The organism is Pseudomonas sp. CNPSo 3701 (genome assembly GCF_028674975.1).
Lineage (GTDB): Bacteria > Pseudomonadota > Gammaproteobacteria > Pseudomonadales > Pseudomonadaceae > Aquipseudomonas > Aquipseudomonas straminea.
In genome coordinates this window covers 143295-160872 of sequence record NZ_JAQZSI010000002.1, presented here as the reverse complement: position 1 = coordinate 160872, position 17578 = coordinate 143295, and the positions used below count along the sequence as shown (strand labels likewise).

13 protein-coding genes are annotated in these 17578 nt (G+C 64.4%); 7 read left to right on the top strand and 6 right to left on the bottom strand.

Annotation, left to right across the window (positions count from 1 at the left end; genetic code table 11):
* The first annotated feature begins 30 nt into the window (after positions 1–30).
* From PVA39_RS07535 to PVA39_RS07515, 5 genes are all read left to right on the top strand, one after another.
* On the top strand, positions 31–3207 hold the full coding sequence (locus tag PVA39_RS07535) for an efflux RND transporter permease subunit (protein WP_274123553.1): 3177 nt from the start codon (positions 31–33) through the stop codon (positions 3205–3207).
* Positions 3204–4616 carry an efflux transporter outer membrane subunit gene (locus PVA39_RS07530; protein WP_274123552.1) on the top strand — a complete coding sequence of 471 codons (1413 nt, stop codon included), beginning with the start codon at positions 3204–3206 and terminating at the stop codon, positions 4614–4616. The genes PVA39_RS07535 and PVA39_RS07530 overlap by 4 nt, the downstream gene beginning before the upstream one ends.
* 313 nt (positions 4617–4929) lie before the next feature.
* Positions 4930–5427, top strand: a complete 498-nt coding sequence (locus tag PVA39_RS07525; protein WP_178109850.1) for a disulfide bond formation protein B — start codon at positions 4930–4932, stop codon at positions 5425–5427.
* Between the two features lie 5 nt (positions 5428–5432).
* On the top strand, positions 5433–6719 hold the full coding sequence (locus PVA39_RS07520) for a glycosyltransferase (protein ID WP_274123551.1): 1287 nt from the start codon (positions 5433–5435) through the stop codon (positions 6717–6719).
* Between the two features lie 168 nt (positions 6720–6887).
* Positions 6888–7889: a TRAP transporter substrate-binding protein gene (locus PVA39_RS07515; RefSeq protein WP_274123550.1), complete on the top strand. Its 1002-nt coding sequence runs from the start codon at positions 6888–6890 to the stop codon at positions 7887–7889.
* Between the two features lie 128 nt (positions 7890–8017).
* Here PVA39_RS07515 and cysG read toward each other — a convergent pair whose 3' ends face one another.
* The 6 genes from cysG to ftsK form a co-directional block, all read right to left on the bottom strand.
* On the bottom strand, positions 8018–9415 hold the full coding sequence (cysG, locus tag PVA39_RS07510; RefSeq protein ID WP_274123549.1) for a siroheme synthase CysG: 1398 nt from the start codon (positions 9413–9415) through the stop codon (positions 8018–8020).
* 171 nt (positions 9416–9586) lie between these two features.
* Complete coding sequence (serS, locus tag PVA39_RS07505) at positions 9587–10864, bottom strand: serine--tRNA ligase (RefSeq protein WP_274123548.1); 1278 nt, start codon at positions 10862–10864, stop codon at positions 9587–9589.
* 16 nt (positions 10865–10880) lie between these two features.
* The gene (gene crcB, locus PVA39_RS07500) at positions 10881–11255 is read right to left on the bottom strand and encodes a fluoride efflux transporter CrcB (RefSeq protein WP_274123547.1); all 375 of its coding nucleotides are present in this window, start codon (positions 11253–11255) and stop codon (positions 10881–10883) included.
* Entirely contained in the window at positions 11252–12577 is a 1326-nt protein-coding gene (locus PVA39_RS07495; RefSeq protein WP_274123546.1) for a replication-associated recombination protein A, read from the bottom strand. Before PVA39_RS07495 ends, crcB begins: the two co-directional genes overlap by 4 nt.
* A gap of 7 nt (positions 12578–12584) precedes the next feature.
* On the bottom strand, positions 12585–13211 hold the full coding sequence (gene lolA / locus PVA39_RS07490; RefSeq protein ID WP_274123545.1) for an outer membrane lipoprotein chaperone LolA: 627 nt from the start codon (positions 13209–13211) through the stop codon (positions 12585–12587).
* Positions 13212–13229: 18 nt separating this feature from the next.
* Positions 13230–15638, bottom strand: a complete 2409-nt coding sequence (gene ftsK, locus PVA39_RS07485; protein ID WP_274123544.1) for a DNA translocase FtsK — start codon at positions 15636–15638, stop codon at positions 13230–13232.
* Positions 15639–15853: 215 nt separating this feature from the next.
* Here ftsK and trxB point away from each other — a divergent pair, with 215 nt between their 5' ends.
* Positions 15854–16804 carry a thioredoxin-disulfide reductase gene (trxB, locus tag PVA39_RS07480; RefSeq protein ID WP_027910772.1) on the top strand — a complete coding sequence of 317 codons (951 nt, stop codon included), beginning with the start codon at positions 15854–15856 and terminating at the stop codon, positions 16802–16804.
* A gap of 47 nt (positions 16805–16851) precedes the next feature.
* Positions 16852–17544 (top strand): leucyl/phenylalanyl-tRNA--protein transferase, encoded by a 693-nt coding sequence (aat, locus tag PVA39_RS07475; RefSeq protein ID WP_274123543.1) that lies wholly within the window; start codon positions 16852–16854, stop codon positions 17542–17544.
* The last annotated feature ends 34 nt before the right edge of the window (positions 17545–17578 follow it).

The following is a 17578-nucleotide window of genomic DNA, read 5'->3' as shown; positions in this document are numbered from 1 at the left end:
GGCTGTGCCTGTATCAAAAGGACATTAACGATGAACTTCTCGCAGTTCTTCATCCAGCGGCCGATCTTTGCCGCCGTGCTCTCGCTGATCATCCTGATCGGCGGTGCCATCTCGCTGTTCCAGCTGCCGATCAGCGAATACCCGGAGGTGGTGCCGCCCACCGTGGTGGTGCGTGCCGACTTCCCCGGTGCCAACCCCAAGGTGATCGGCGAAACCGTGGCTTCGCCGCTCGAACAGGCCATCGTCGGCGTCGAGGGCATGCTCTACATGTCGTCCCAGGCGACCAATGACGGCCGCATGACGCTGACCATCACCTTCGCCCTGGGCACCAACCTGGATACCGCCCAGGTGCAGGTGCAGAACCGCGTGACCCGAACCATGCCGACGCTGCCCACCGAAGTGCAGCGCCTCGGCGTGACGGTCGACAAGGCCTCGTCGGACATGACCATGGTCGTGCACCTGACCTCGCCCAACGACGCTTACGACATGCTCTACCTGTCCAACTACGCCTCGTTGAACATCAAGGACGAGCTGGCTCGCCTCGATGGCGTAGGCGACGTGCAGTTGTTCGGCCTCGGTGACTACTCGATGCGCGTGTGGCTGGACCCGGACAAGGTCGCCTCCCGCGGGCTGACCGCCACCGATGTGGTCAACGCCATCCGCGAGCAGAACCGCCAGGTAGCGGCCGGCTCCCTGGGTGCCCCACCGGCTGCCAGCGACAATAGTTTCCAGCTGTCGATCAATACTCAGGGCCGTCTGGTCAGCGAGGAAGAGTTCGAGAACATCGTGGTGCGCGCCGGCGAGAACGGCGAGATCACCCGCCTCAAGGACATCGCCCGCATCGAGCTGGGCTCCAAGCAATACGCCCTGCGCTCGTTGCTCAACAACAAACCCGCCGTGGCCATGCCGATCTTCCAGCGCCCGGGCTCCAACGCCATCGCCATTTCCGATGCGGTGCGCGAGCGCATGGCCGAGCTCAAGCAGAGCTTCCCGGAAGGCGTGGATTACGAAATCGTCTACGACCCGACCATCTTTGTACGCGGCTCCATCGAAGCGGTGGTGCACACCCTGCTCGAAGCCATCGTGCTGGTGGTGCTGGTGGTGATCCTGTTCCTGCAGACCTGGCGCGCCTCGATCATTCCCCTGGCCGCCGTACCGGTGTCGCTGATCGGCACCTTCGCGGTCATGCACATGTTCGGCTTCTCGCTCAACGCCCTGTCGCTGTTCGGGCTAGTACTGGCCATCGGTATCGTGGTGGACGACGCCATCGTCGTGGTGGAGAACGTCGAACGGAACATCGGCCTCGGCAAGACGCCGCTGGAGGCGACCCGCCAGGCCATGAAGGAGGTCACCGGGCCCATCGTCGCCACCGCCCTGGTGCTCTGCGCCGTGTTCGTGCCGACCGCGTTCATCTCCGGCCTCACCGGGCAGTTCTATCAGCAGTTCGCGCTGACCATCGCCATCTCCACGGTGATCTCGGCCTTCAACTCGCTGACCCTGTCGCCAGCCTTGGCCGCCGTATTGCTCAAAGGTCATCACGAGCCCAAGGACCGTTTCTCGATGGTGCTCGATCGCCTGTTCGGGCGCTGGCTGTTCAACCCCTTCAACCGCGTGTTCGAGCGAGCCAGCCATGGCTACGTCGGCACCGTGCGCCGGGTGGTGCGCGGCAGCGGCATCGCGCTGATTCTTTACGCGGGGCTGATGGGGCTGACCTATATGGGTTTTTCCAGCACGCCGACCGGCTTCGTGCCGCCCCAGGACAAGCAGTACCTGGTGGCCTTCGCCCAGTTGCCGGACGCCGCCAGCCTGGATCGCAGCGAAGCGGTGATCAAGCGCATGTCGGACATCGCCGCCAAGCACCCCGGCGTGGAAAACACCGTGTCGTTCCCGGGCCTGTCGATCAACGGCTTCACCAACAGCCCGAACAGCGGCATCGTGTTCGTTACCCTCAAGGACTTCGACCAGCGCAAGGACGCCTCGCTGAGCGCCAACGCCATTGCCGCCGACCTCAACGGCCAGTTCTCCAGCATTCAGGAAGCCTACATCGCCATCTTCCCACCACCGCCGGTGATGGGCCTGGGCACCATTGGCGGCTTCCGCGTGCAGCTGCAGGACCGAGGCAGCCTGGGGTACGAAGAACTGTACAAGCAGACCCAGAACATCATCGCCAAGAGCCAGAACGTGCCGGAGCTGGCCGGATTGTTCACCAGCTACCAGGTCAACGTGCCCCAGGTGGAAGCCAACCTCGACCGCGAGAAAGCCAAGACCCACGGCGTGGCCATCGATGACATCTTCGACACCATGCAGGTGTACCTTGGCTCGCTGTACGCCAACGACTTCAACCGCTTTGGCCGGACCTACCAGGTCAACGTGCAGGCCGACCAGCGCTTCCGCCTGGACGCCGAGCAGATCGGCCAGCTGAAGGTGCGCAACAACCGTGGCGAGATGATCCCGCTGTCGACCTTCGTCAAGGTCAGCGACACCTCCGGCCCCGACCGGGTGATGCACTACAACGGTTTCATAACCGCGGAGATCAACGGTGCGGCAGCCCCCGGCTACAGCTCCGGCCAGGCCGAAGCGGCGATGGCCAAGCTGCTCAAGGAAGAGCTGCCCAACGGCATGAGCTACGAGTGGACCGAGCTGACCTACCAGCAGATCCTCGCCGGCAATACCGCGCTGTTCGTGTTCCCGCTTTGCGTACTGCTGGCCTTCCTGGTACTGGCCGCCCAGTACGAAAGCTGGAGCCTGCCGCTGGCGGTGATCCTGATCGTACCGACGGTGCTGCTGTCGGCCATCACCGGGGTGATCCTGTCCGGCGGTGACAACAACATCTTCACCCAGATCGGCCTGATCGTACTGGTCGGCCTGGCGTGCAAGAACGCCATCCTGATCGTCGAGTTCGCCAAGGAACAGCAGGAACACGGCCTGGACCGCGTCGCCGCGGTGCTGGAAGCCTGCCGCCTGCGCTTGCGGCCGATCCTGATGACCAGCTTCGCCTTCATCATGGGTGTGGTGCCCCTGGTCATCTCCAGCGGCGCTGGTGCGGAAATGCGCCACGCCATGGGTGTTGCGGTGTTCAGCGGCATGCTTGGCGTGACCTTCTTCGGCTTGCTGCTCACCCCGGTGTTCTATGTGCTGATTCGCGGCTTCGTGGAAAAGCGCCAGGCGCGTAAACAACAGGCCCGTCTGCAGGAGGCCCAAGCATGAATTCGATGACTCACCTCGTGCCACGTACGCTGCTGATCACCGCCCTGGCGTTGGCCATCAGCGCCTGCGCGGTTGGCCCGGACTACCAGGCGCCGCAGGACGCCACCGTGGTGTCGGCGCAAGCGGCCCAGGGCCGCTATGACACCGCCCGCTTCGAGGCGCAGTGGTGGCAGCAGTTCGATGACCCGACCCTCAACCAGCTGGTCGAGCAGTCGCTGCAGGACAACCGCGAGCTGCGCGTGGCCTACGCCCGCCTGCGCGCCGCCCGGTCGATTCGCGACGACGTCGCCAACGACCGCCTGCCCACCGTGACCAGCCGGGCCAGCAGCGAGATCGGCAAGGCCCAGCAGCCCGGTGTGACCGAGCAGCGGGTCAATGCCGAGCGTTATGACCTGGGCCTGGACATGGCCTGGGAGCTTGATCTGTTCGGGCGCATCCAGCGGCAGCTGGAAGCCAGCGAGGCGCAGATCGAGGTGGCCCAGGCCGACTACCAGCAACTGCAGGTCAGCCTGATCGCCGAGCTGGTCGACGCCTACGGCACCATGCGTGGAGCGCAGTTGCGCGAAGGCATCGCCCGTTCCGATCTGCAGAACCAGCAGTCGTCGCGGGACATCATCGAGCGTCGCCGTGAAGTCGGCATGGGCAGCGAGCTGGACGTACTGCGCTCCGACGCCCGCCTGGCGGCCACCGAAGCGACGATTCCGCAACTGCAGGCGCAGCAGGTACGGGCGCGCAACCGCATCGCCACCCTGCTCGGCAAACGTCCGGAGCAACTCAGCGTGGACCTGGCGCCGCGTCCGTTGCCGGCCATCGCCAAGGCGCTGCCGATCGGTGATCCGGGCGAGCTGCTGCGCCGCCGGCCGGACGTACGCGCCGCCGAACGCGAGCTGGCGGCAGCCACTGCTCAGGTCGGCGTGGCCACGGCGGACCTGTTCCCGCGGGTCAGCCTGTCCGGCTTCCTCGGCTTTACCGCCGGGCGCGGCTCGCAACTCGGCTCCTCGGCAGCGCGCGCCTGGGGCGTGGCACCGACCATCAGCTGGGCCGCGTTCGACCTGGGCAGCGTCAGGGCCCGCCTGCGCGGCGCCGAAGCGGATGCGGACGGCGCCCTGGCAAGCTACGAGCAGCAGGTGCTGCTGGCCCTGGAAGAATCGGAGAACGCCTTCAGCGACTACGGCAAACGCCAGCAGCGACTGCTGTCGCTGGTGCGCCAGTCCGAGGCCAGTCGCGCCGCTGCCGCCCAGGCCGCCTTGCAGTATCGCGAAGGCACAGCGGATTTCCTGGTGCTGCTCGACGCCGAACGTGAACGCCTGGCGGCTGAAGACAGCCAGGCCCAGGCCGAGGTCGAGCTGTACCAGGGCATCGTCGCCATCTACAAGGCATTGGGTGGCGGCTGGCAGCCGGCCACCTGAGTACCCCATTCCCTCCCGGCCGCATCGCCGGCCCCCTGCCCCACGCGGACGCCCCTCTGCGTGGGGATTTTTTTGGATGCGTGAAAGCGCGCGCACTGTTGTTGTGGGAACGGGCCATGCCCGTGATTTCCCGCGCATGGACTGGGCGTCCCCGCACGCTCCCACAGATAGTGGTCAGGCATGGTCTTCAACTGCCCCCCTATACATGCCTGCAAAAATGATGGTTTGCATCGGAATCCTCGATTGCCCGGCACGCTGCCTTCCGGTACAAACGGCACCTTGTCGCCGTAGGCCTTCCCTCCTGGAGAATTTCATGTCCCGCCCCGCCCCGCTGTTGCTGCTGATCGCCCTGGCCAGCGTCCTGATGCTCGCCGGTGCCCTGATTGCCCAGCATGTATTCGGCTGGGAACCCTGCACCCTGTGCGTGCAGATCCGCCTGTGGCTGTGCCTGACCGCCGCAATCGCCTTGCTGCTGAGCGCCGCCTCGGCGGCGCGCCAGACCTGGCTGGCGGTGCTGCTGTGGCCGCTGCTGCTGGCCGCCAGCGGCATGGCGCTGATCGACAACGCCCATGTCACCCTGATCGAAGTGGGCATCATGGAAAGCTTCAGCTGCTCGCCCTTCCCGTTCTATTACCAGGTGCTGCCGTTGCACGAGTACTGGCCGGGCGTGTTCATGAGCGGCGGCGTGTGCGGCATGAACGATTACAAGATTCTCGGCCTGCCTTTCACCGTATGGACGCTCGCCAGCATCGCCGCGCTGTTTGCGTTGGTGCTGACCACCCTGTGGCGCAGCATTCGCGGCAAACGCTGAAGCCCATGCGCAAGGTATTGGTGATCGGCTATGTGTGGCCGGAGCCGCGCTCGTCCGCGGCCGGCAGCCGCATGCTGGAATTGCTCGGGGTGTTTCGCAGCCAGGGCTGGCAGGTCATCTTCGCCAGTGCCGCGGCGCTGTCCACACACCGCGCTGATCTCGCCGAGCTGGAAATCGAGGAAGTCACCGTCGCCCTGAATTGCGACAGCTTCGATCGCTACGTGGCGAGCCTGCAGCCGGACCTGGTGCTGTTCGACCGTTTCTTCACTGAAGAACAGTTCGGCTGGCGGGTAGAGCGCGCCTGGCCAGACGCCCTGCGCGTGCTCGATACCAGCGACCTGCATTGCCTTCGCGATGCCCGTCACGCCTTGCTCAAGGCCAGTCAGCAGGCTTGCGACAGCGAAGCGCAGCGCCAACAGGTCGGTCCGGTGCAGGCCTCAGCGCAGCAGTTGTATGCCGCTATGGCCGGCACCGATATGGCCCAGCGCGAGGTTGCGTCGATCTACCGCTGTGACCTGACGCTGATGATTTCCGAATTCGAGATGCAGCTGCTGCAGGAACGGTTCGGCGTGCCGGCGTGCCTGCTACACGACTGCGCACTGATGCTGATCCCGCCCGCGCTGGTCGATCTGCCTTTCGCCGAACGCGCGCATTTTCTGAGCATCGGCAATTTCCGCCATGCGCCCAATTGGGACGCCGTGTTGTGGCTCAAGAACGCCCTGTGGCCGCTGATTCGCGCGCACCTGCCCCAGGCGCAACTGCACGTGTACGGCGCTTATCCGCCGCCCAAGGCCACGGCGCTGCACAACCCCAGGCAGGGCTTTCACGTGTTGGGCTGGGTGGACGACGCGCATCGGGTGATGGCCCAGGCCCGGGTCTGCCTGGCGCCTCTACGTTTCGGTGCGGGCATCAAGGGCAAGCTGGCTGATGCCATGGCCTGCGGTACACCGAGCATAACCACCGCCATCGGCAGCGAAGGCATGCACGGCGAGCTGCCCTGGCCGGGCGCTGTCGCGGACGATGCTACGCGGTTTGCCGATGCAGCCGTGCAGCTCCATGAGGATCCAGCTGCCTGGTCGCAAGCCCGCGCTCACGCCGCCCCTCTGCTGGCTCAGCGTTTCGATCGCCCGCGGCTCGCCGCCGAACTGCTGGGCAGGCTCGAACAGCTCATGGACAACCGCGAGCAGCACCGCCAGCTGAACTTCGTGGGCGCCATGCTGCGTCACCACCAGCACAAGAGCACTCAGTACATGTCCCAGTGGATCGCCGCCAAGAACGCCCGCGGAATTTGACTACCAGGATGGCATTTTGCCGGTTGTCCTGCCCCAGCTAGGAAGGCCGTCACATATCTGACGCCATGACTGCAGTAGACTTCGCCTACAATCCTTTACGGATCCTGCGGGCGTTGCCGCCAACCAGCGCCCGACCTGACAACAGTCGACAAGAATAAGGTCAACCCCATGCTGAAAAAGCTCGCTGTCGCGGCCGCCTGCGCCCTGACGCTCACCTCTTACGCCGCCGTTGCCCAGGAAAGCACGCTGGTGATCAAGCTTTCCCATGTGGTGGCGGACGACACGCCCAAGGGCCAGGGCGCTCTGATGTTCCAGCGCCTGGTCGATGAGCGCCTGGAAGGCAAGGTACGCGTCGAGGTCTACCCCAACTCCTCGCTGTACGGCGATGCCAACGAACTGGAAGCACTGCGCAACAACGAGGTGCAGATGCTGGCTCCGTCGCTGGCCAAGTTCGACCAGTACACCAAGCAGCTGCAGGTGTTCGACCTGCCGTTCATGTTCGATGACTTGGAGGCCGTCAACCGCTTCCAGAAGCGCGCCAAGGGCCGCCAGCTCCTGCGCTCGATGGAAGACAAGAACATCGTCGGCCTGGCCTATTGGCACAACGGCATGAAGCAGATGTCCGCCACCAAGGCCCTGCGTGTACCCGTTGACGCGGCCGGCCTGAAATTCCGCATTCAGAACTCCAGGGTGCTCGATGCCCAGTTCGCCCAACTGGGCGCTACCGCTGTGAAGATGCCCTTCGCCGAGGTCTACAAAGGCTTGCAGAGCGGCCAGGTACAGGGCGCGGAAAACCCCTGGTCGAACCTCTACAGCCAGCGTCTGCATGAGGTTCAGCCGTTCATCACGGAAACCAACCATGGCGTGCTCGACTACATGCTGATCAGCAACGCACGCTTCTGGTATGCCATCCCGCACCAGATCCGCACCGAGCTGGAAGCGATCATCGACGAGGTGACCTACGCGGTAAACCGCCAGGCCGAGGAAGCCAACCTGGCCGACCGTCGCCGCATCGAAGCCTCCGGCAAGAGCCAGATCATCACCCTCACGCCCGAGCAGCGCCAGGCTTGGCGCGAGGCGATGCGCCCGGTGTGGCAGCAATTCGAAGCGGAAATCGGCAGTGACGTGATCAAGGCCGCCCAGGTCGTGAACCGCAAGCGTCACGACTGATCTCTCCACAAACGAAAGAGGCCCGCATAACGCGGGCCTCTTTCGTTTTAGTCGTTTTTAGTTCGTTGCCGCTTGGTGAGCTATCGGCCATAACCTCTGCCGGGTATCGCTGCGCTACGAGAACACGACTACTGGGCTGCGTGCTGAGCGCCTTCGAACCAGGCCAGCTTTTCGCGCAGCAGCACCACTTCGCCGACGATCACCAGCGTCGGGGCATGCACTTCATGCTGCGCCACTAGATCCGGCAGGTTGGTCAGCGTGCCGGTGAAGACACGCTGATTTTCCGTTGTGCCCTGTTGGATCAGTGCCGCTGGCGTACTCGCCGCACGGCCGTGGGCGACCAGCTGCCGGCAGATGGTCGGCAGGCCCACAAGGCCCATGTAGAACACCAGCGTCTGGCTGGAGGCCACCAGCTCCTGCCAAGGCAGATCGGCACTGCCGTCCTTGAGGTGCCCGGTCACGAAACGCACGGACTGGGCGTGGTCACGGTGTGTCAACGGGATACCGGCATAGGCCGAGCAACCACTGGCAGCGGTAATGCCCGGCACTACCTGGAAGGGAATGCCATGGGCGGCCAGCTGTTCGATCTCCTCGCCACCACGGCCGAAGATGAACGGATCGCCGCCCTTGAGGCGCAGCACGCGCTTGCCGGCCTTGGCCAGGTCGATCAAGCGCTGGTTGATCTGTTCCTGAGGCACGGCGTGATCGGCGCGGCGCTTGCCCACGTAGATGCGTTCGGCGTCACGGCGGCACAGCTCGACGATGGCCGGGGCGACCAAGCGGTCGTAGAGCACTACGTCAGCCTGCTGCATCAGGCGCAGGGCGCGAAAGGTCAACAGATCGGGATCGCCCGGGCCGGCGCCGACCAGGTACACCTCGCCCAGCGCCTTGGGCGCCGCGCCGTTGATTTTGTCTTCGAGCAGGCGTCGGGCTTCGCCGAGCTTGCCGGCGAATGCGCTCTCGGCGACCGGGCCCTGGAACACGTCTTCCCAGAACACGCGGCGCTGCTGCACGTCCGGGAACAGGCTCTTGACCTGGGCACGGAAGATTTTTGCCAACCCGGCCAACTGGCCGTAGGTGGCCGGGATCCAGGTCTCGATCTTGGCGCGAATCAGGCGGGCCAGTACCGGCGCGTCGCCACCGCTGCTGACCGCGACGATCAGCGGCGAACGGTCGACGATGGCCGGGAAGATCACGCTGCACAGCGACGGTGCATCGACCACATTGACCGGAATGCCGAGGGCCTGAGCCTGCTCGGAAATCTGCGCATTGAGCGGGACATCGTCGGTCGCCGCGATGACCAGCGACACGCCTTGCAGGTCGCCTGCCTCATAGCCACGCAGCAGTAGCTCCCCTGCTCCTTGCGCGACCAGTTCGCGCAGCTCGCTGACCACGTCGGGCGAAACTACCCGCAGCGTACCGCCGGCATCGGCCAGCAGCCGCGCCTTGCGCAGGGCGATTTCACCACCGCCGACCACCAGCACGCGGCGCTTCTGCAATTTGTGGAACAGGGGAAGGAAGTCCATAGCGAGTCCCGCTTCAGTCGCTCACGGCAGCGACATTGAAAATGGCGACCCCGAGACGAAGCTCGGGGCCTGATTCTTAAGGTGGGCCGGGGGCGCGTAGAGACACTCTATTGGCCCACCGCTGCAACGCCCGGGCGCCCAGAAGCGCCCAAGCCCTCTCGCAGACCCGCTTCAGATGACCTCGATGCCACCCATGTAAGGCTTCAGCACGTCCGGTACGCGGATGGTGCCGTCGGCCTGCTGATAATTCTCCAGCACGGCCACCAGGGTGCGGCCCACCGCCAGGCCGGAGCCGTTGAGGGTATGCAGCAGCTCGGGCTTGCCGGTTTCCGGGTTGCGATAACGGGCCTGCATGCGGCGTGCCTGGAAGTCGCCACAGTTGGAGCACGAGGAGATTTCGCGGTACTTGTCCTGGCTCGGCACCCAGACTTCCAGGTCATAGGTCTTGGTGGCGCTGAAACCCATGTCGCCGGTGCACAGCGCGAGGACGCGGTATGGCAGCTCGAGCAGCTGCAGTACTTTCTCGGCGTGGCCGGTCAGCTCTTCCAACGCATCGAAAGACTTGCCAGGCTCGACCACGTGAACCATCTCGACCTTGTCGAACTGGTGCTGGCGAATCATCCCGCGGGTGTCGCGACCCGATGCACCGGCCTCGCTGCGGAAGCACGGCGTATGGGCGACGAACTTGATCGGCAGCTGCTTGGCGTCGACGATCTCGTCAGCGACGATGTTGGTCAGCGACACTTCGGCGGTCGGGATCAGATAGAAGTCTGCTTCGCCTTCACGGCTGATCTTGAACAGGTCTTCCTCGAACTTCGGCAGCTGGCCGGTGCCCTGCAGCGCAGGCGCCTGCACCAGGTACGGCGTGTAGGCTTCCTCGTAACCGTGCTCGGCGGTGTGCAGGTTGATCATGAACTGCGCCAGGGCGCGGTGCAGACGGGCGATCGGACCACGCAGCAAAGCGAAGCGCGCGCCGGACAGCTTGGCAGCGGTTTCGAAATCCAGCCAGCCGTGCTGCTCGCCGAGGGCGACATGGTCCTTGATCTCGAAATCGAAGACCCGCGGCGTACCCCAGCGACGTACCTCGACGTTGTCGTCTTCATCGGCGCCTACCGGTACCGATTCGTGGGGCAGGTTGGGAATGCTCAGCAGCAGGTTGTCGAGCTCGACCTGAATGGCGTCCAGCTCGCGCTTGCCCTCTTCCAGCTCGCTGCCCATGCGGTCGACGTCCGCCAACAGCGGCGCGATGTCCTCACCGCGCTGCTTGGCCTGGCCGATGGACTTGGATCGACTGTTGCGCTCGGCCTGCAGTTGCTCGGTTCGGGTCTGGACGGACTTGCGCTGAGCCTCGAGGGCTTCAATGCGGGTCACATCCAGTTCGTAGCCACGGGTGGCCAGACGCTGGGCAATATCATGCAGTTGGCTGCGCACCAGTTTGGAATCGAGCATTTCAGGTTCTCGTCGATCAGAGTTTGGTTAGCGAAAGGCCTGCCCAAGTAGCGAGCAGACCGCCCAGTACACTTACCGCCAGATAGCCGATGGCCAGCGGTGCCTGGCTACCTTCAAGTAGGCGCAGGGTGTCCAGGGAAAACGAAGAAAATGTGGTGAAACCGCCCAGCACGCCGACGATCAATCCTGCCCGTACGGGCAGCGGCACTTCGGGGCGCATCAGGAACAGACCGTAGAGTACCCCGATCAGCAGGCAGCCGACGAGGTTGACGATTAAGGTGGCGCCATAAAAATGCTGTGGCCAGTTGGCATTCACCCAGTTGCCGGTGAAAAACCGTGCCAAGGTGCCCAGGGCGCCGCCGACGGCAACCGCGACGATGGTGGTGATCATGGCTTTCTCCGCTGCCTGGGGCTGTGAGCATCCTGGTTGGCCAGGTGGGCCAGCTTGTCGCGTATCTTCAACTCCAAACCGCGCGGCACTGGCTCGTAGTAACGTCGCGGCTCAAGGTCTTCGGGGAAGTAGTCCTCGCCAGCCGCGTAAGCATCAGGCTCGTCGTGGGCGTAGCGATATTCCTCGCCGTAACCAAGTTCCTTCATCAGTTTGGTCGGCGCGTTGCGCAGGTGCAGCGGTACTTCCCGCGAGCCGTTCTCGGCGATATCACGCTTGGCGGCCTTGAAAGCCATGTACACGGCGTTGCTCTTTGGCGCGCACGCCAGATAGACGATGGCCTGGGCCACGGCCAATTCGCCCTCGGGGCTGCCCAGGCGTTCCTGCACGTCCCAGGCGTTCAGGCACAGGGTCAGGGCGCGCGGGTCGGCGTTGCCAATATCCTCGCTGGCCATGCGCACCACGCGACGGGCGATGTACAGCGGATCGCAGCCGCCGTCGAGCATGCGTGCGAACCAGTAAAGCGCTCCGTCCGGGCTGGAGCCGCGAATCGATTTGTGCAGCGCAGAGATCTGGTCGTAGAACGCCTCGCCGCCCTTGTCGAAACGCCGCCGCGTGTCACCGAGCAGGTCGAGCAGCAGCTCGGTGCTGATCTCGCCGCCGTCATCGGCCAGATCCGCCGCGTTCTCGAGAAAATTGAGAAACCGCCGGCCGTCGCCGTCCGCGGCGCTCTTGAGAATCTCGAAGCTTTCTTCCGGCAGCGTCAGGCGGCGCTCGCCAAGCCCTTTGGGTTCGTTCAGGGCGCGGTTTACCAGCTTGCGCAACGCGGCGTCGTCCAGGCTCTTGAGCACATAGACGCGGGCGCGGGACAGCAAGGCGTTGTTGAGTTCGAAGGACGGGTTTTCGGTGGTCGCGCCGATGAAAATCAGCGTGCCGTCCTCGACATAGGGCAGAAAGGCGTCCTGCTGGGACTTGTTGAAGCGATGCACTTCGTCGACGAACAGGATAGTGCGGCGCCCGTACTGAGCAGCGTGCTGCTGGGCGACCTCGACGGCCTGGCGGATTTCCTTGACTCCGGACAGCACCGCGGAAATGGTCTCGAAATGCGCGTCGGTGACCTGGGCCAGCAGGCGCGCCAGGGTGGTCTTGCCGACCCCGGGCGGGCCCCAGAAGATCATCGAATGCAGGGCGCCCTGCTCCAAGGCTTCGCGCAGCGGTTTACCGCGGGCCAGCAAGTGCTCCTGGCCGACGTATTCGTCCAGTGTGGTCGCCCGCAAACGGGCGGCCAGGGGCTGAGCGACGGGCGCGCTGCGAAACAGATCCACGACTTACCTACTCTTGGATGACGTCCGCACCCTCAGGGATGTCGAAGCGGAACTGCTTGTCATCCAGAGGCTGGTTCATCTTCACGCTCATGAACAGGATGTTGGTGCGCTGGCCGATGCTGTCGATCAGCTGCATGTCGTTGAGCACGCCGTTGCGGAAGGACAGGCGCAGGCTGTCGAACAGGGTGTCCTTGGCCTTGGGCTTGAGGATGAAGTCCACCACGTTGCCGCCTTCCTTGAAGGTGATCTCGAAGTTCTCGCGGATCTGCGACACGTCGCCGGACAGCAGCAGCGCTGGCGTGTGAGTCAGGCGTTGATCGAGGGACTGGATAGTGACCTGCTCCAGATCCGGGTCGTACAGCCAGACCTGCTTGCCGTCAGAAACCAGCAGTTGCTCCATGGGCTGGTCGGTGTGCCAGCGGAACAGGCCCGGACGCTTGAGGGCCAGCTCGCCAGCGGTTTCCTGCAGCTGGGTACCGCTGCCGTCGAGCGACAGCTGGGAAAAGCGTGCTGTGATGGTCTGCGCCTGATTGAGCAGTTCGGTCAGGCGTTTGACCGCGGCCTCGTCGTCAGCGTGGGCGAACAGGCTGGCCGTGGTGAGAACGGCCAGCAGTATCAGGCGAATCAGGCGCATGTGAATCCTCTGTCGGAGTTAGTCGCGGCTCGAACCAGGTGCGATGACCTCGCGCGAGCCGTTGGTGTTCATCGGAGTGACGACGCCGGCCATTTCCATGGCTTCGATCATGCGAGCAGCGCGGTTGTAGCCGATCTTCAGCTTGCGCTGCACCGAAGAGATCGAGGCGCGACGGCTTTCCAGTACGAAGTTGACCGCTTCGTCGTACAAAGGATCACTCTCGCTGTCCTCACCGCCCTCGCCGCCGCTGCCGCCGTCGAAGCCACCACCGCCGCCCTCTTCGGAACCGGCGAGAATGTCTTCGTTGTAATCCGGTGCGCCGCGCAGTTTCCAGGCCTCCACCACGCGGTGCACTTCGTCATCGGACACGAAAGCACCGTGCACGCGGATCGGCAGGCTGGTGCCCGGTGGCATGTAGAGCATGTCGCCGTGGCCGAGCAGCTGTTCGGCGCCGCCCTGGTCGATGATGGTACGCGAGTCGATCTTGCTCGATACCTGGAACGCCATACGGGTCGGGATGTTGGCCTTGATCAGACCGGTGATCACGTCCACCGAGGGGCGCTGGGTGGCGAGAATCAGGTGGATGCCGGCGGCACGTGCCTTCTGGGCGATACGGGCGATCAGCTCTTCGACCTTCTTGCCGACGATCATCATCATGTCGGCGAATTCGTCGACTACCACCACGATGGTCGGCAGCGGCTTGAGCAGCGGTGCTTCGTCTTCCATGCTCTCGCGACGATACAGCGGGTCGGCCAGCGGCTCGCCGGCCTCGATGGCGTCCTTGACCTTGCGGTTGAAGCCAGCCAGGTTGCGCACGCCCATCTTCGACATCAACTTGTAGCGGCGCTCCATCTCGGCAACGCTCCAGCGCAGTGCGTTGGCCGCCTCCTTCATGTCGGTGACCACCGGGCACAGCAGGTGCGGAATGCCTTCGTAGATCGACAGCTCGAGCATCTTCGGGTCGATCATGATCAGGCGCGCGTCTTCCGGGCTCGACTTGAACAGGATCGACAGGATCATCGCGTTGACGCCCACCGACTTACCGGAACCGGTGGTACCTGCTACCAGCAGGTGCGGCATCTTCGCCAAGTCGGTGATCACCGGCTTGCCGCCGATGTCGTGGCCCAGGGCCAGGGCCACCGGCGACTTGGCGTCGTCGTATTCAGGGGTGGACAGCACTTCGGAGAAGCGCACGATCTGGCGGTTCTCGTTGGGAATCTCGATCCCCACGGTGGTCTTGCCGGGAATCACTTCCACGACACGCACGCTGGTCACCGCCAGCGAGCGCGCCAGGTCCTTGGCCAGGTTGGCGATGCGGCTGACCTTGACGCCGGCCGCCGGCTGGATTTCGTAGCGAGTGATCACCGGGCCCGGATGGATCGAATCCACCGTGACCTCGACACCGAACTCCTTGAGCTTGATTTCCAGCAGGTGGCCGACGCCAGCCAGGGATTCGGGCGAGTACTCGACCTTCTTGGCCTCGGCCGGGTCGAGCAGGGAAATGGGCGGCAAGGTGCCTTCCACGGCGCTGTCGACGAACAACGGCACCTGCTTTTCCTTCTGTACGCGCTTGCTCGGCTCCGGCGCCTTGGGCGCTATCGGTGCGGAAATGACTGGCGCCGGGCGGCTTTCGCGCTCGGTCATGTGCTTGTTGAGCGACTCTTCGCGCTCGATCAGGCGTTCCTTGACCTTGGCCTGCTCGCGGCGGTCCTTGACCACCGGGGCGGCGACGTCATGCACGCGCTCGTCGACTTCGCGCAGCTGGGCGACCAGTTGCTTACGATCCTGGCGCGAGCTCCACCAGCGGTTGACCACGCTCTGCACCAGTTCAAGCAGGTCGAGGGTGATCTTGCCGGTCAGATCCATGACCTTGAACCAGGACAGGTCGGTGAACACGGTCAGGCCGAACAGGAACAGGGCGATGAACAGCAGCGTGCTGCCCTGCACGTTGAGCGCGGCGACGGTCAGTTGCCCGAGGCTTTCGCCCAGCGCGCCGCCGGCCGAGGCCGGCATGTTGGCGCCGCTCTGGAAGTGAATGTAGGCCAACGCCGCGCCGGACAGCACCAGGAACACCAGGCCGATCAGCCGCCAGGAGAACAGCCAGCCGCTCCAGTGCCACGGTTCGTGGCGTGCGCGGAACACCTGCAGGGCCTTGATGCCCAGCAGCAGCGGAAACAGATAGGCGAAATAACCCAGGGCCATGAACAGCACATCGGCGAACCAGGCGCCGGCGCGCCCCGCGGCGTTGTGCACCTGCTCGACGTTGCTGGTGTGCGTCCAGCCCGGATCGGCCGGGTCGTAGGTGAGCAGCGCCATCCACACGTAGAGACACAGCGCACCGAGAGCGATCAGGGCGCCCTCTTTGAGGCGATATGGCAATTGCTGACGCCAGGCCGGCGCCGGTGCTGTAGAGCTAGAGTTCTTCAAAACGCATCTGTTCCTGCGCTGCTAGCGCGCCGAATGATCGGTGGAGGACGAAACGCCGCCATTGTACGGCATGCCGCCGGTGCATTGGGGAACCGATCGCCCGGCTGGCTCCCGCTCGTCCCGTGCTTCGGTGTAGCATAGCGGCCACTATTCGTCCGTGCGGCTCAATTTGAGCATGCATTCTCTTTTGTGACAAAGGCTTATGAGGTGTTTTTATGAGCGAAGTCAAGCATTCCCGCCTGATTATCCTGGGCTCCGGGCCGGCCGGTTACAGCGCCGCCGTATACGCCGCTCGCGCCAATCTGAAGCCTGTCATCATCACCGGTATTCAGCCTGGCGGTCAGCTGACCACCACCACCGAAGTCGACAACTGGCCGGGTGACGTGGAAGGGCTGACGGGACCGGGGCTGATGGAGCGCATGCAGAAACACGCGGAGCGCTTCGAAACCGAGATCATTTACGACCACATCCACACCGCCGAGTTGCAGAGCCGTCCGTTCACCCTCAAGGGTGACAGCGGCACCTACACCTGCGATGCGCTGATCATCGCCACCGGTGCTTCGGCGCAGTACCTGGGCCTGCCCTCCGAAGAAGCGTTCGCCGGCAAGGGCGTGTCCGCCTGCGCGACCTGCGACGGTTTCTTCTACCGCAACCAGGTGGTCGCGGTCATCGGCGGCGGCAACACCGCCGTGGAAGAAGCGCTGTACCTGTCCAACATCGCCAAGGAAGTGCACCTGGTGCATCGCCGCGACAAGCTGCGCTCGGAGAAGATCCTGCAGGACAAGATCTTCGACAAGGCGGCCAACGGCAATATCAAGCTGCACTGGAACCATACCCTGGAAGAAGTGCTGGGCGACGCCACTGGCGTGACCGGCGCGCGCCTGCGCAGCACCCAGGACGGCACCACCAGCGACCTGCCATTGGCCGGCGTGTTCATCGCCATCGGCCACAAGCCGAACACCGACCTGTTCCAGGGCCAACTGGAAATGCGTGACGGCTACCTACTGGTCAAGGGCGGCAGCGAAGGCAACGCCACGGCCACCAGCATCGAGGGCGTGTTCGCCGCCGGCGACGTGGCCGATCATGTCTACCGCCAGGCCATCACTTCGGCCGGCGCGGGCTGCATGGCCGCCCTGGATGTCGAGAAGTTCCTCGACGACAACTGAGGTTCCGGGCGGGCTGACTCCCGCCCTCCCCCGCTGCGGTCTCGCCAATGCTTACCTGGTTGCAACGCGACTCCCTGACCTTTCCGCCGCTCGACAAGGCGCTGCGCGAACCCAACGGCCTGCTGGCCGCTGGCGGCGACCTGCGCGCCGAGCGGCTGATCGCCGCCTATCGGCACGGCTGCTTTCCCTGGTACCAGGATGGCCAGCCGCTGCTGTGGTGGTCGCCCGACCCGCGTACCGTGCTGTTTCCCAGCGAGTTGCATGTGTCGCGCAGCCTGCGCAAGGTCATCCGCCAGGGCCATTTTCAGGTGACCTTCGACCAGGCGTTCGCCGATGTCATACGCGCCTGTGCGGCGCCTCGCGACTACGCGGACGGCACCTGGATCACCACGCCCATGCAGCAGGCCTATATCGACCTGCATGAGCGCGGCGTGGCGCACAGCGTCGAGGTCTGGCAGGACCAGCAATTGGTCGGCGGGCTTTACGGGCTGGCCATGGGCAGGCTGTTCTTCGGCGAGTCGATGTTCAGCCGGGCCGATAATGCATCCAAGGTAGGCTTCACCAGCCTGGTCGAGCGACTACAGGCCTGGCAGTTCGAACTGATCGACTGCCAGATGCCGACCCAGCACCTGCACAGCCTCGGCGCCCGCGCGATCAGTCGCCAGGCGTTCGCCGGTTATCTGGAGCGTTTTCTGGATCAGCCCAGCCTGGCCGACTGGCACGGCGCTGGCGACCGGTGACGAGCGCCGTTCTGGCTCGCAGCCCGGCACTGGC

What these genes read in the sequence shown, in the direction of transcription:
- crcB (WP_274123547.1), bottom strand. Translation starts at nt 11,255, where the DNA reads ATGATCACCACCATCGTCGCGGTTGCCGTCGGCGGCGCCCTGGGCACC.
- lolA (WP_274123545.1), bottom strand. Translation starts at nt 13,211, where the DNA reads ATGCGCCTGATTCGCCTGATACTGCTGGCCGTTCTCACCACGGCCAGC.
- PVA39_RS07515 (WP_274123550.1), top strand. Translation starts at nt 6,888, where the DNA reads ATGCTGAAAAAGCTCGCTGTCGCGGCCGCCTGCGCCCTGACGCTCACC.
- PVA39_RS07530 (WP_274123552.1), top strand. Translation starts at nt 3,204, where the DNA reads ATGAATTCGATGACTCACCTCGTGCCACGTACGCTGCTGATCACCGCC.
- PVA39_RS07520 (WP_274123551.1), top strand. Translation starts at nt 5,433, where the DNA reads ATGCGCAAGGTATTGGTGATCGGCTATGTGTGGCCGGAGCCGCGCTCG.
- PVA39_RS07525 (WP_178109850.1), top strand. Translation starts at nt 4,930, where the DNA reads ATGTCCCGCCCCGCCCCGCTGTTGCTGCTGATCGCCCTGGCCAGCGTC.
- serS (WP_274123548.1), bottom strand. Translation starts at nt 10,864, where the DNA reads ATGCTCGATTCCAAACTGGTGCGCAGCCAACTGCATGATATTGCCCAG.
- PVA39_RS07535 (WP_274123553.1), top strand. Translation starts at nt 31, where the DNA reads ATGAACTTCTCGCAGTTCTTCATCCAGCGGCCGATCTTTGCCGCCGTG.
- trxB (WP_027910772.1), top strand. Translation starts at nt 15,854, where the DNA reads ATGAGCGAAGTCAAGCATTCCCGCCTGATTATCCTGGGCTCCGGGCCG.
- cysG (WP_274123549.1), bottom strand. Translation starts at nt 9,415, where the DNA reads ATGGACTTCCTTCCCCTGTTCCACAAATTGCAGAAGCGCCGCGTGCTG.
- aat (WP_274123543.1), top strand. Translation starts at nt 16,852, where the DNA reads ATGCTTACCTGGTTGCAACGCGACTCCCTGACCTTTCCGCCGCTCGAC.